The following is a 13116-nucleotide window of genomic DNA, read 5'->3' as shown; positions in this document are numbered from 1 at the left end:
CCTCCTTCGCGCTTTCACGCGCCCACGCGCCCACGTTTCGCTGCCATGCGTACCGGATCAAGAAGGCGCAGCCGCCGTGCCGCGCCGCCGCGCCGTCGCGCGAAACACGCGGGATGAAGCGTGGACGAAGAGTGGGATGCAGCGCTGTTTGAAACGCTGGGTACATGATGTGCGCGCGGGTAGACGTGCGGCGCGCTGCGCGCCGCGTGCGCTGACTCATCGGAGACCCGCACCATGACGCCGCTTCTTCCCGCCTGGCGGTCGCGAACCGCTGCCGCCCTGTTCGATCTGCTCGACCCGATTCCTTACGGGATGTTCGTCGGCGCGCTCATTTTCGACATCACTTACGCGACCACGCGCAACGTATTCTGGGGCAAGGGCGCCGCGTGGCTCGTCACGGTCGGGCTGTTCTTCGCCATCGTGCCGCGCTTCATTCATCTCTTTTACGTGTGGATGCCTTCGCACCGCGAGATCGTCACGCGCTTCGATCAGCTCGACTTCTGGCTTTATCTCGCCGGGGTCGTGGCCGCCATTTTCAACGCGTTCGTGCATAGCCGCGACGCCTACGCGATGGTGCCGCTGAACGTCGTTCTTTCCGCAATCACCGTCGCGCTGCTGAGTGTGGCGCTGGTGGCGCGCGCACTCGGCAAATTCGCCTTCACGGAGGCCGTTCATGAATAGCGCCCTGACGAAAGGCGCGCTCGCCGCCGCCGTCGCGATAGCCGCGAGCGCATGCAGCCAGCATGCGCAGTACGACGCCGCGCAGCAGGCGGGCGCGAATCCTCCTCTGCCCCAGTCGCGGAACTTCCTCGCGCCGCCGATGGAAGTGCCGAAGTACGTGGGCTGGCGCAACGGCGCGACGCCCAAGGTGGCGGCGGGCTTGAAGATCGAGAAGATCGCTTCGGGCCTCGTGCATCCGCGCCAGGTCTACACGCTGCCCAACGGCGACATTCTCGTGGCCGAATCGAACAGCCCGAACGAAGAAGCCGTGACCACGCCCAAGCAGTTGATCGCGGGCCTGATCACGGAGCGCTCGGGCAAGAAGGCCAAAGGCGCCAACCGCATCACGTTGCTGCGCAAGCGCGGCAACACCGGCGAGTGGGACAAGTTCGTGTTCATCGACGGGCTGCATTCGCCGTTCGGCATGCAATTGGTCGGCAACACGCTGTACGTGGCCGATACGGATGCGATACTTAGCTTTCCTTATCATGCCGGCGAAACGCATATCGACAGTCCGGGCGTGGAATTGACCGACTTGCCCGACACCGTCAATCACCACTGGACCAAGGCGCTGCTCGCCAGCCCCGACGGCAAGAAACTCTTCGTGGGCGTGGGCTCGAACAGCAACGTGGGCGAAAACGGCCTGGAAGTGGAATATCGCCGCGCCAACGTGCTGGAAGTGGATATCGCCACGGGCGGCAGCCGCATCTATGCGGCGGGCATTCGCAATCCGACCGGGCTGCAATGGGAACCCAAAACAGGAAAGCTCTGGGCGATCGCCAACGAACGCGACGAGATCGGCGCCGACCTCGTGCCCGACTATCTGACTTCCGTGCATGAAGGCGGCTTCTACGGCTGGCCCTATAGCTACTACGGGCAACACGTCGACCGCCGCGCGCAGCCGCAGCGCCCCGACCTGGTCGCGAAGGCAATCCCGCCCGACTACGCGATCGGCTCGCACGTCGCGCCGCTCGGCTTCGTGTTCTCGACCGGCGACAGCCTGCCCCCAGCGTATCGCGGCGGCGCATTCGTCGGCGAGCACGGTAGTTGGGATCGCTCGCCGATCAGCGGCTATAGCGTGGTGTACGTGCCGTTCGCGAACGGCACGCCGAGCGGGCCGCCGCAACCCGTGGTCACGGGCTTCGTGTCCGACGACGCGAAATCGTCATATGGCGCGCCCGTCGGCGTGGCGCAAGACCGCAGCGGCGCGCTCATCATCGCCGACGACGTGGGCAACGCCGTGTGGCGCGTGACGGCCGCGACGAGCAACACCGCCAGCGCGGCCAACGCCGCTCCCGCGCCCGCGACGGCAGGCGCAACACATGGTTAGGCATCCTTTCGAACAGGTAAAAAACACGTAAGCTGCGCGGCGAACGTCGCGCCCTTCTGTCCCGCTTCACGCAACTCGGCGAGAAAACACCGGAGCCAGCCCATGAATGCGCATACAGAGAAACTTGCAGACGACGCAACGAAAAATCCTGCGAAAAACCCGTCAAAAAACCCCGCGAAAACCAAGCGCCGCCTCGGCAACTGGATGCCTCAAAAGGAGGAAGTCGCCGCGGCGTTCCGGCAAGACATCGCCCGCGCCGCACGCGAACACGCGCAACGCGCGCCGATGTCGAACGTGGTGCGCGAACTCGCGCGGCTCGTGCAGCACGACACGGTGCTGCGCATGAATCTCACGCGCGCGATCGAGGAAGCCCGCGCCGCGGGCTTCGAACTCGGCTATGCGAACATCGACGAAATGATGACCGTGGTCGATTATTTAACGGGCTACGCGCCGCCCTTCAACGCGGCCGTGCCCATTGCCACGCCGCTGAATCTCGTGCTCGACTGGCCGATGTGCATGCCCTCCGGTTACGCGGTGTTCCGCGATCCGGCGTTCAACGCGCAGTTGCGCAAGGTACTCGAACACTGGTGCGGCTTTCTGGACGGCCCGCATTCGCGCATGCATCTGACGACCGCCGCGCCGCACGGCTGGTTCAGCGAGGCCGCCCAAGAGAAGATGCATCTCGCCGATTATGTGTGCGACCGCTCGCAGCCGCATTGGGGTTACACCTCGTGGAACGACTTCTTCACGCGCCGCCTGCGAGACGGCGCGCGGCCGGTTGCGGAGCCGTCCAATCCCGCCGTGATCGTCAATGCCTGCGAAGCCTCGCCCTACAACGTGGCCGCGCGGTGCCAGTTGCACGATCAGTTCTGGATCAAGTCGCAGCCTTATTCGTTGCGTGAAATTCTGGCCGGCACGCAAGCCGAGGTGGTCGAGCGCTTCGTGGACGGCAGCGTGTATCAGGGCTATTTGAGCGCGTTCAACTATCACCGCTGGCATGCGCCCGTCGCCGGCACGATTCGCGAAGCGTACAACGTCGACGGCACCTATTTTTCCGAACTCGAAGCCGAAGGCACCGACGCGCGCGGTCTCAACGATTCGCAAGGCTACACCACGGCGCTCGCGGCGCGCGCGGTGATCGTGATCGAAGCCGACGAACCCTCGCTCGGGCTGATCGCGTGCGCGTTCGTGGGCATGGCCGAAGTGTCGTCGTGCCGCATCGTCGTGCAGCCGGGCCAGCATTTGAACAAGGGCGACGAACTGGGCTTCTTCCAGTACGGCGGCAGCACGTATTGCCTGATTTTCGAGCCGAACGTGATCCGCGCGTTCGAGCCGCGCCCGCCGTATCGCGACGACGCGCCGCCGCTCAAGGTCAATTCGCGTCTCGCGCTGGCGGGGCGATGAGGCATCCGGCGCATTCCGCCGTTTCGATGCGCACGGCGAGGGCCGAAGCCAGGCCGCTGAAGGCGGCGATGTGATTGCGCGATGGGACGCGCGCTGAACTGGACTCCCTTCGCCGGACTCTATCCACCTCCTACGGGTTCGGCTGCCCGCGATGCCCCGTCGCCACACTCAGCGCCGCCAGCAACGCGGGCACGGCGACGGGCTTCGCGAGCCGCGCCGAGAAAAGGCCGAGCGCGGCGTCGTCCGGGTCCGCGAGGCGCCCGGTTTGTCCCGTCAACGCAATCGCCGCCAACGGTGCGCAACCGGCATGCGCCTCGCGCTCCTGCTCGCGCAACGCGGCCACCACCCGCGCGCCGTCCTCGGGTTCCTCCAGTTGCAGATCGCAAAGCAGCACGTCGGGCCACTGCGCGCGCGGCGTTTCGCGCAGCGCCGCCAGCCAGCGCGCGCCGCTCGCCTCCGGTTGCACCGATGCGCCGTGTAGCGTCAGCACGGCTTCGAGCGCATTGCGCGTTTCTTCTTCGTCGTCGAGCACCACGATGCGCAGGCCCGCGAGTTCGCGCCCGGCGTCTTGCGCGGGCGCCTCGCCCTCGGGCTCCGCTTCGGGCAGCAGCACGTGCAAGGGCAGCGTGACCGCGTAGCACACGCTGCGCTCGCCGGGCTCGAGCGCGAGATTCGCACCCGCATCGCGCAGCAGCGCTTCGATCTGCGCGAGCGTGGCGTCGTCGAGCGGCGCGGGACGCGCGCCGCCGCTCACGCACAGCAGCACCGCATTGCCTGCGCGCCGCACGTCGAGCCGCACCTCGTGGCGCGGCCGGCTCGCGCCGTTCTGGTCACTCGCCGCGTGCGCGAGTTCATTCGCGGCGAGCCGCGCGAGCGCCTGCACGAGCGCGTCGGCGTCGACGGTGGTTGCCCATACGCCGGCCGCCGGCTGCGTGAAGAAACGCGCCGCGGCCGCCGCGCCGGCCGAATCGCGCACGCGTGCGGCCACGCGCGCGAAAACATCGGCGACATTCAAGGGCGTGGCCACCACGCGGCGTTCCGCGTGTTCCAGATCGTCTTGCTGCCATTGCATCGCCCACATCTTCGCGTACACGCCGTCGCGCGCGAGCAGCGCGTCGTGCCGGCCTTGCTCCACGATGTGCCCATGTTCCATCACGACGATGAGATCCGCGTCCACGATCGTCGAAAGCCGGTGCGCGACCACCAGCGTCGTGCGCCCGCGCGCGAGCCGTTTGAGTTCGCGCTGGATGGCGCGTTCCGAGCGCGTGTCCAACGCCGACGTCGCCTCGTCGAACACCATGATGCGCGGATTCTTCAAGATCGCGCGCGCGATCGCGATGCGCTGCCGCTCGCCGCCGGAAAGCCGCACGCCGCGCTCGCCCACGCGCGTTTCGTAGTGATCGGGCAGCCGCTCCACGAGATCGTTTAGCTGGGCCGCGCGCGCCGCGCGCACGACATCGGCGCGCGTGGCCTCGGGCTGCCCATAGGCGATGTTGTAGGCAATCGTCTCGTTGAACAGCACCGTGTCCTGCGGCACGATGCCGATCGCTTCGCGCAGGCTCGACTGCGTGACGTGCGCGATCTCCTGGCCGTCGATGGTGATGCTGCCCTGCTGCGGCTGATAAAAACGAAACAGCAGACGGATCAGCGTCGACTTGCCCGAGCCGCTGCCGCCCACCACGGCCACCGTCTGGCCCGGCCCGACCGTCAACGCAATGTCGTGCAGCACGGGTCGCGCGGGATCGTAGCCGAAGTCCACGTGACGGAACGCCAGCTCGCCCTCGCGCACGACGAGGGCGCGCGCGCCGGGCACGTCCTCGTCCTCGCCGGGCACGCCGCGCGCCGCGAGAATGCGGAACAGGCGTTCGACGTCGACGAGCGCGTCGTTGGCTTCGCGAAACACGAAGCCGAGCGTGTTGAGCGGCGCGCAGACCTGAATGATGTACGCATTGATGAGGATGAGATCGCCGATCGTCATCTCGCCGCTCAACACGTTCTGCACCGCGATCAGCATGACCGCCGCGATGCCCGCCGCCACCACGCCGCTTTGCCCCACGTGCAGCGCGGTCAGGGCGCGCTGGTTCGCCGTGCGCGCCAGCACCCATTCGTCCAGCACGCTGCGCAGGCGCGTGACTTCGTGCTGTTCGGTGGAGAAATACTTCACCGTGTCGTGATTGAGCAGGCTGTCCACGAGCCGCCCGTCGGCCTGCGCCTCGATGGCGTTCACGGCGCGCTGGAACACGAGGCGGCGGCGCGTGAAAACGGCCGTGTACACGGCGTAGCACACGAAGGTGGCGGCAATCGCCAGCACGAACGCATGGTCGTAGTGCGTCGCCACGATCGCCACGACCAGGCCGATTTCGAACAGCGTCGGCAACACGGAAAACAGCGCGGTGCCGAGCAGAAAGCCCAAACCGTCCGCGCCTTTTTGCACGTCGCGCACGATCGCGCCCGTTTCGCGCTGCGCATGAAAGCGCGCGCCCAGCCGATGCAATTGCGCGAACGTGCGCTCGCGCAGCGACGCCACCGCACGCTGTACGACGATGCTGAACGCGACGTCGCGCGCCTCGCCGAGCGCATCGGAAAGAAAGCGCAGCACCGCGTAGGCGAGCGCGAGCAGCACCGGCACCATCGCCAGCGTGTGCAAATGGCCGAGGTCGTCGATCAGATGCTTGAGCGCGATGGGCACCGTCACGGCGCCGAGCCGCGCGAGAATCATCAGGGAAGCCGCGGCCGCCGTGGCGCCGCGATGACGCCACAGCGCCTCGCCCAGCGTGCGGGCAATCGGCCCGCGATGCGTTTTCCGGTTCGGCGGCTGCCGGTTCGGTGGCTGAGTCGATGCCTGCTGGTTCGATGTCTGCTGGTTAGGTGTCTGCTGGTTGGGTGCCGGGTTAGGCGGCCGGTTGGACGGCCGGTTCGGTGAAGCCTCGTGCATCGGGTTGGGCCCTCGCCGCCGTGATGTGTCGCATAAGCGCGCAATCGTTGCGCCCGCGCCGCTCATTCGCGTCGCGTTGCGCCCCATTGCGCCTCGTTGCGCCCTATCGCGCCTTATCGCCCCTCATTGCCCCTCATTGCCCCTCACCGCGCCTCATTGCGCGTCGCCGCCGGGCAGCGCTTCGCCGCGCAACGCAGCGACGGAGCGACGGATTGGGAACGCGCGATGCGCCGCGTTTTCCGGTTTCCCCTTCGCACGTTTCCTTTCTTCGTTCCCCTTGGTTCGGTCACGCGGAGCGCCTACCGTTGAAGCGTCATTTTCTCAATCCTCACATCAGCGTGGTGGTCCTGACTTACAACCGCCGCGACGAAGTCCTGCGCACCGTGGCCTCGCTGCTGCGTTTGCCGGAGCGGCCCGAGATCGTCGTGGTGGACAACGGCTCGACGGACGGCTCGCCGCACGCGCTCGCGCACGCGTACCCCGGCCTGCGCGTGCTGCGCTGCGAGAGCAATCTGGGCGCGGCCGCGCGCAATGTGGGCGCGGCGCAGGTGAGCACGCCATATGTGGCGTTCAGCGACGACGACACCGACTGGCAAACGGGCTCGCTCGCCCGCGCCGTCGAATTGCTGGAGCGCTACCCGCGCATCGGCGTGCTGAGCGCGCGCGTGGTGGTGGGCGATCAGCGCACGCTCGACCCGACTTGCGCGCTCATGGCGGCGAGTCCGCTAACCGGCGGCACGCATTCGTTGCCGCGCCTGGTCGGTTTCATGGCGGGTGCGTGCGTGTTCCGGCGCGCGCTTTTCGACACGCTCGGCGGCTACGAGCCGCGCCTGTTTATCGGCGGCGAAGAGGCGCTGCTCTCGCTCGACGTCATGCAAGCCGGTCACGACATTGCCTACGCCGAAATGCTCGAAGTCCACCATCGGCCGTCGCTCAAGCGCGACAGCCGTTTGCGCCGCCGCATGCTCGCGCGCAACGCGGCGCTGGTCGCCTGGCTGCGGCTGCCGCGCATGCAAGCGTGGGCCGCGACGTGGCATGCTGTGCGCAGCGCCTGGCGCGAACGGCACCTCGCCGAGGACGTCTCGCAACTGTGCAGCGGCATTGCCTGGGCCGCACGGCGGCGGCGCCCGGTGGCCGCGCGCGTGTTGCAACTGCGCGCGGCCGTGCGCGAGGCGGAGCGCGCGCCGGTGCGTGCAACCGTTGCTCATGTCGATCGCGAGAAAGCGCACGCGGCGCCGGAGCGCCCTTGAACCTCGCCTGCGCCGCGCTTCAACGCGGCGCGATCCGCCAATAATGCTCGGCGCGCACGGCGTCGGGCGGAATCGTCTCGAACGCGCGCATCTGGCTCGCATAGGCTTGCACCGCGCGCCGCTTGAGCGCCGTAAAGCCGTTCGCGGCGCGCGGCCCGAAGGCGTCGGCCCGCAACGCATGCGCGCGCAGACGTTCGTGTTCGAGCCTCTTGAAGCCCGCGCTGAGCACGCCCGGCATCGCCCGGTAAATGGCATCTTCGTAAGCGATGCAGCGCGCGAGCCGCCCCGAACCGAGCAGCCGCCGCGAGGCCGCGCCCACGAGTTCGTGATCGGAATGCCAAAGCCCCAGCGGGCACACGGGCACATAGCCGGGAAAACGCGCGAACTGCGCCGCGAGCGCCTCGGCCACGTCGTCGACGGAGGGCGTCGCGCCGTACTGCGCGTCGCGAAAATCGAGCCGCACCGCTTGCGCCCCGCAGAGCGACAAGGCGCGATCGTCCTCTTCCCGGCGCACGCGCATTGCTTCGCGCGAGTCGGCGAATCCGCACGCGGCGTCCCACGGCGTGCTCATGGGCGCGTCCGGTTCGCCCGCGAACACCGTGCAGACGACGGAGCCGGGGCATTGCACCAGCAATCCCGAACAGCCGAGCACGGCGTCGTCCAGGTGCGGCGATACGACGATAAGACGCGGCACGGCGCCGCCCGAAAGCGCGGCGCCGGTCATTTGGCGCGCGCCGGCTGGATGCCTTCGTCGGCGCGATGAAGCTGGCCCGCGCGCAACGCGCGGACCGCGTTGATCACGGCGCGCGCGACGTTCGCCACTTCCTGCTGCAACGGTGCGTCGGCGTCGAGCGTGTCGTGCGAGGTGGCATAAGGCTCGTAATAGCCGATCATGCGGTCGAGCCGAGCGGTCGCGCCCGCCTCGATCCAGCCCATCCAGTCGAGCCAGTCGGACAGCGCGCGGCGCGTGCCTTCGATGCCCGCCACGTCGCCGTGTACGATCGCGCCGTAGGCGCGGCCCGCGAGATGCTTCGGGTAGTCCCAGCCTTCGAGTTCGAGCGCCTTGGCTTCGTCGGCGTGCTTGCCGTGCGTCGACGAAGGATCGGGGTTGCCGCCGTCCGCGCACACGAGCCGATCCATCATGAGCTTGAGCGGGCTGCTCACCTGATACCAGTACACGGGCGTGACGAAAATCGCGCCGTGGCAGGCGGCGAAGCGCTCGTAGATTTCGCCCATCCAGTCGTTGACCTGGCCGAGCGAGTGGTTCGGGTAGCAACTGCACGGCCAGTGACATAGCGGCATGGCCGTGGAAACGCAGCCCTTGCAGGGATGAATGTGCAGATCCGGCTCGGCGGCAAGGCGCGAGAGGTCGAGCAGATCCGCCTCGATGCCCGCGTCCGTTAACTCGCGCTCGCAGAGTTTGGCGAGCCGGAAGCTCTTGGACATTTCGCCAGGACAGGTGTAGTCGTTACGCGACGAAGCGACGATCACGAGCACGCGCGAGGGCGTGCCCGCTTCGCGCTGGCGGCGTTGCGCGGCGTCGATGCGCGCGGCGTTTTCGCGCCATTCGTCGGAGAGCGCATAGTCGGGATCGGCATAACCTTCGCCCGCCTTCGCCGTCATCGGCGACTTGCGCCCTTCGGAATAGGCGTCCCACGCGATTGCTTCGAGACGCGCGAGCGCGCTTTCCTCCACGCGGAACGCGGGGTCGGCATAGCGCGCCATGAAGCGCGCGCGATAGGCTTCGCGCGACAGCCCCTCCTGCATCTGCCCCTTGCGCACCTGCGGTGCGGGGCCGTTGGCGGTCGTCTTTTCCATGCGGACTCCTTACGTCGATCGGTCGATTCCGAACCTGTCCCGCAATGAGCGTTCCACGGTTTTTCAAGCGTTTTGCGGGCGTTTTTGCGCGTGTTCCCCAGGCGTTTTTCCGGCGTTTTTCGGTCGATTCCGGCGGCGCGGCACGCGATTTGCAATTTGCTGCGGGAATACCGCTTTCGAGCCGTTTTTGTCTCGCCTTAAATCGTTTTGAACCGCATGGGATAGAGAGTTGGCATATGGATGAAAGAAAACGCGACAGCATGGTGGCGTATTTGCGCCGACGGATGGCCGAGTTCGACATCGAGCCGGAAGACATCGCCCGCTCCCTCGCCGACGACGAAGCGCGCTTTCGCCAGGTGCGCTATCGGGACGCCTTCGGGCAAACGTGGGACGGCAAGGGCACGCCGCCGCAATGGGTCGTGCAGGCGACCAGCGCGGGCCAGGCCCTGGAGCATTTCGCCATCGACGAAACGGCGGCACTGCACGCCGCCGAAGCGCAAGCGCGCACCGGCGTGGACTGGCGCGACGATCCGTTCGCGGGGACGCGGCTCGCGAGCGGCAAGGCCGCCGCGTTCGAAGCCCATGAGGCACATGAGGTTCGCGAGCGTCGCGGGTCGTGGTCGCGTGGCGGCGAACGCAGCCTGCATTCGTCGTAGCCGCGCACGAGCGATCAAGGCGTTTCGTCCACGGGAAGCGCCAGTAGCGCGGGGGCATCGCCGAACAGCGGCGACAGCGGGCCGAATAGCGGGCGGAACAGCGGGCCTAACATCGCGCCGATCAAGCAGCTCAAAGCGCTGATCCAGCAATGGCGCGTGCAGCTCGCGCGGAGGGAAGCGGCCGCCGCGCACGAGCGGGCCCAGGCGCAAACGACCCGACCGGCACGGCGAACGGCCATCGCGGCGACGCTCTCGACGCAAGCCGTCACCATCGACGCGGCCATTCAGACCGCCACGGCCAAACTCGCGCAACGCATGCCGGCGAGCGGCAACGTGACGGGCATGTTCGACGAAATCGCCTGATAAACGCGACGTTCGCGCCCGAGTCGCGCGGCGCGCCTGCCGCCGCGCGCAACCCGGACTTTGCGTGGCTTACTGCGCAAGCCGCGTCTTGAGCTCGTTGCCCATCGCCTTGATGGCCGCCTTGGTGGGCGCGTCGTTGGCGAGCGCGTTGAGCAGGCCGAAATCGTGGATGGTGCCGTCGTAGCGGGTGGTGGCGGCCTCCACGCCCGCGGCGTCGAGCTTGCGGCCGTACGCTTCGCCTTCGTCGCGCAGCACGTCGAACTGCGCCACCTGGATCAGCGCGGGCGGCAAGCCCTTGAGTTCGGCTTCGGACGCGCGCAGCGGCGAGGCGTAGATGTCGTCGCGCTGCTTTTCGTTCGGCGCGTAGGCGTTCCAGAACCACTTCATCATCGGACGCGTGAGGAAGTGGCCTTGCTGATAGCTGTTGTACGAACCGTCGTTGAAATCATGGTCGGTGACGGGCCACAGCAGGCCCTGGAAGCGGATGGCCGGGCCGCCCTTGTCCTTCGCCATGAGCGAGACCACGGCCGCCATGTTGCCGCCCACGCTGTTGCCCACCACCGCGAGCCGGCTGCCGTCCACGCCGATCTCGTCGCCGTGCGCGGCCACCCACTTCGTGGCCGCGTAGGCCTGGTTGATCGCCACCGGATAGCGCGCCTCCGGCGAGGGCGTGTAGTTCACGAACACCGCCGCCGCGCCCGACTGCACCACGAGATCGCGCACGAGGCGCTCGTGGGTCGGGAAGTCGCCCAGAATCCAGCCGCCGCCGTGGAAGAACATGAACACGGGCAGCGTGCCTTGCGCGTTTTGCGGACGCACGATCGTCACGGAGACGCTCACGCCGTCCTGCTCGATGGTGCGATTCGAAACGTCGATACCCGACAGGTCGACCTTCACGCCGTTCTGCGCGTCGGTGAGCACCTGCCGCGCCTTGACGGGCGGCAGCGTTTCCAGGCCGGGGCCCTTGTGGCTGTTGAGCGCGGCGAGGAACTGCGTGGTGGCGGCGTCGGGCGTGGCGGCGCTCGTGGGGCCGGCGGCCAGCGCGGCGGTGGAAGCGGCAACGGCGGCGGCGATGACGAGCGGCTTGAGAAGGTTCTTCACGGTAGCTTCCTTTTCGGCAGGTTGGGGTCGTTTTTCTATCTACTCAAAGGTAGATAAAGTCGGTTAAAAAACAGGCGCGAGGCCTTGGAGTAATTTCCATCTATCTATTCAAAGATAGATTCAGCGGTGACATCAGTTCGTCCTGAATTCGTCTGCATGCGTCGAACTTTATCTACTGGAAGATAGATAGTCAAGCGATTTTTGCTTGGCCGATCGGCGGGTGCGCGCGACCGCCGCTGTATTAATGTCGTCTTGACGGATTGTATGACAAGAATATACTTCGAGACCACGCATCTCAAAAACCAATCACAAGGAGACATCGGATGAAAATCCGCGCAGCCGTGCTCGAACAAGCGGGATTGCCGCCGCCTTATGCGCAGTCGCGCCCGCTCGCGGTGCAGCAGGTGGACCTCGCGCCGCCCGGCCCCGGCGAAGTGCTCATTCGCATCGCGGCCGCCGGCATCTGTCATTCGGATCTTTCGGTGGTGGACGGCGTGCGGCCGCGCCCGCTCCCCATGGTGATCGGGCACGAGGCGGCCGGCGTGGTCGAGGAAACCGGCGCGAACGTGAGCGATCTGAAGCCCGGCGATCATGTGGTTTCCGTGTTCGTTGCCGCGTGCGGCCATTGCAATCCCTGCGCGAGCGGCCGTCCCGCGTTGTGCGAGCCGGGCGCCGTCGCGGGCACGGCGGGCCAGTTGCTGGCGGGCGGCCATCGCCTCTCGCGCAACGGCGCGCCGCTGTTCCACCACTCGGGCATCTCCGCATTCGCCGAATACGCGACGGTCTCGCGCCATTCGCTCGTGAAGATCGAGCGCGACATTTCGCTCGAAGAAGCCGCGCTGTTCGGCTGCGCCGTGCTCACGGGCGTGGGGTCGGCGGTGAACGCCGCGCGCGTTCAGGCGGGCGCCGTCGTGGCCGTGATCGGGCTGGGCGGCGTGGGGCTCGCGGCGCTGCTGGGCGTCGTGGCGGCGGGCGCGGCGCGCGTCGTCGCTATCGACGTGAACGCGGACAAGCTCGCGCTCGCGCGGGCGCTCGGCGCCACCGACACCTTCGACGCGAAATCGCCCGACACCGCCGAAGCGGTGCGCGAAGCCACGCGCGGCGGCGTCGACATCGTGCTGGAAACCGCAGGCGCGGGCAGCGCGCTCGAACTCGGCTACGCCATCGCGCGGCGCGGCGGCGAACTCGTCACGGCCGGCCTGCCGCCGCCCGCCACGCGCTTCGCGATTCCCGCCGTCTCGCTCGTCGCCGACGAAAAAACCATTCGCGGCAGCTATCTCGGCAGCAGCGTGCCCTCGCGCGACATGCCGCGCTACATCGAGCTTTACCGGCGCGGGCGCCTGCCCGTCGACCGGCTCGTGACGCACCGCCTGAAGCTCGACGACATCAACGCGGGCATGGACCGCTTGCGCGAAGGCCAGGCCGTGCGGCAGATCGTGACGATGTAGCGGCGCGGCCGCATGCGCGCGGCATCCCCCTTAACGCCTACGCCTTAACGCCTCAACGCAAGCCCCAGGTTACGGCACAAGCGACCAGGCG

The 13116-nt window shown here is 67.5% G+C and carries 11 protein-coding genes; 7 read left to right on the top strand and 4 right to left on the bottom strand.

The annotated features are described in order from the left end of the window. The first annotated feature begins 234 nt into the window (after positions 1-234). The 3 genes from U5805_RS04295 (at position 235) to U5805_RS04285 (ending at position 3454) form a co-directional block, all read left to right on the top strand. Entirely contained in the window at positions 235-681 is a 447-nt protein-coding gene (locus U5805_RS04295; RefSeq protein WP_322102197.1) for a hypothetical protein, read from the top strand. Then, positions 674-2050: a sorbosone dehydrogenase family protein gene (locus tag U5805_RS04290; protein ID WP_322102196.1), complete on the top strand. Its 1377-nt coding sequence runs from the start codon at positions 674-676 to the stop codon at positions 2048-2050. The genes U5805_RS04295 and U5805_RS04290 overlap by 8 nt, the downstream gene beginning before the upstream one ends. 204 nt (positions 2051-2254) lie before the next feature. Then, positions 2255-3454: a phosphatidylserine decarboxylase family protein gene (locus tag U5805_RS04285; protein WP_322102195.1), complete on the top strand. Its 1200-nt coding sequence runs from the start codon at positions 2255-2257 to the stop codon at positions 3452-3454. 130 nt (positions 3455-3584) lie between these two features. Here U5805_RS04285 and U5805_RS04280 read toward each other — a convergent pair whose 3' ends face one another. Then, on the bottom strand, positions 3585-6389 hold the full coding sequence (locus U5805_RS04280) for an ATP-binding cassette domain-containing protein (protein WP_322102194.1): 2805 nt from the start codon (positions 6387-6389) through the stop codon (positions 3585-3587). 305 nt (positions 6390-6694) lie between these two features. Here U5805_RS04280 and U5805_RS04275 point away from each other — a divergent pair, with 305 nt between their 5' ends. After that, the gene (locus U5805_RS04275; RefSeq protein WP_322102193.1) at positions 6695-7639 is read left to right on the top strand and encodes a glycosyltransferase family 2 protein; all 945 of its coding nucleotides are present in this window, start codon (positions 6695-6697) and stop codon (positions 7637-7639) included. 19 nt (positions 7640-7658) lie between these two features. Here U5805_RS04275 and U5805_RS04270 read toward each other — a convergent pair whose 3' ends face one another. Next, complete coding sequence (locus U5805_RS04270) at positions 7659-8363, bottom strand: PIG-L deacetylase family protein (RefSeq protein ID WP_322102192.1); 705 nt, start codon at positions 8361-8363, stop codon at positions 7659-7661. Then, positions 8360-9394: a flavodoxin family protein gene (locus U5805_RS04265; protein WP_415914537.1), complete on the bottom strand. Its 1035-nt coding sequence runs from the start codon at positions 9392-9394 to the stop codon at positions 8360-8362. Before U5805_RS04265 ends, U5805_RS04270 begins: the two co-directional genes overlap by 4 nt. A 299-nt stretch (positions 9395-9693) precedes the next feature. Between U5805_RS04265 and U5805_RS04260 the strand changes: the two genes are divergently transcribed. Continuing rightward, positions 9694-10113, top strand: a complete 420-nt coding sequence (locus U5805_RS04260) for an H-NS family nucleoid-associated regulatory protein (RefSeq protein WP_322102190.1) — start codon at positions 9694-9696, stop codon at positions 10111-10113. Between the two features lie 156 nt (positions 10114-10269). Then, on the top strand, positions 10270-10476 hold the full coding sequence (locus tag U5805_RS04255; RefSeq protein ID WP_322102189.1) for a hypothetical protein: 207 nt from the start codon (positions 10270-10272) through the stop codon (positions 10474-10476). A gap of 69 nt (positions 10477-10545) precedes the next feature. Here the strand turns inward: U5805_RS04255 and U5805_RS04250 are convergent, their stop codons facing one another. Further along, on the bottom strand, positions 10546-11577 hold the full coding sequence (locus tag U5805_RS04250) for an alpha/beta hydrolase (RefSeq protein ID WP_322102188.1): 1032 nt from the start codon (positions 11575-11577) through the stop codon (positions 10546-10548). 323 nt (positions 11578-11900) lie between these two features. Here U5805_RS04250 and U5805_RS04245 point away from each other — a divergent pair, with 323 nt between their 5' ends. Further along, positions 11901-13025 carry a zinc-dependent alcohol dehydrogenase family protein gene (locus U5805_RS04245; protein ID WP_322102187.1) on the top strand — a complete coding sequence of 375 codons (1125 nt, stop codon included), beginning with the start codon at positions 11901-11903 and terminating at the stop codon, positions 13023-13025. Positions 13026-13116: the final 91 nt, after the last annotated feature.

This window comes from Paraburkholderia sp. J41 (genome assembly GCF_905220235.1).
Classification (GTDB): Bacteria; Pseudomonadota; Gammaproteobacteria; order Burkholderiales; family Burkholderiaceae; genus Paraburkholderia.
Note: the sequence above shows the minus strand (reverse complement) of the source record. Positions and strands in the feature narration are given on the sequence as shown.

What these genes read in the sequence shown, in the direction of transcription:
- U5805_RS04285 (WP_322102195.1), top strand. Translation starts at nt 2,255, where the DNA reads ATGCCTCAAAAGGAGGAAGTCGCCGCGGCGTTCCGGCAAGACATCGCC.
- U5805_RS04290 (WP_322102196.1), top strand. Translation starts at nt 674, where the DNA reads ATGAATAGCGCCCTGACGAAAGGCGCGCTCGCCGCCGCCGTCGCGATA.
- U5805_RS04295 (WP_322102197.1), top strand. Translation starts at nt 235, where the DNA reads ATGACGCCGCTTCTTCCCGCCTGGCGGTCGCGAACCGCTGCCGCCCTG.
- U5805_RS04245 (WP_322102187.1), top strand. Translation starts at nt 11,901, where the DNA reads ATGAAAATCCGCGCAGCCGTGCTCGAACAAGCGGGATTGCCGCCGCCT.
- U5805_RS04280 (WP_322102194.1), bottom strand. Translation starts at nt 6,389, where the DNA reads ATGCACGAGGCTTCACCGAACCGGCCGTCCAACCGGCCGCCTAACCCG.
- U5805_RS04270 (WP_322102192.1), bottom strand. Translation starts at nt 8,363, where the DNA reads ATGACCGGCGCCGCGCTTTCGGGCGGCGCCGTGCCGCGTCTTATCGTC.
- U5805_RS04260 (WP_322102190.1), top strand. Translation starts at nt 9,694, where the DNA reads ATGGATGAAAGAAAACGCGACAGCATGGTGGCGTATTTGCGCCGACGG.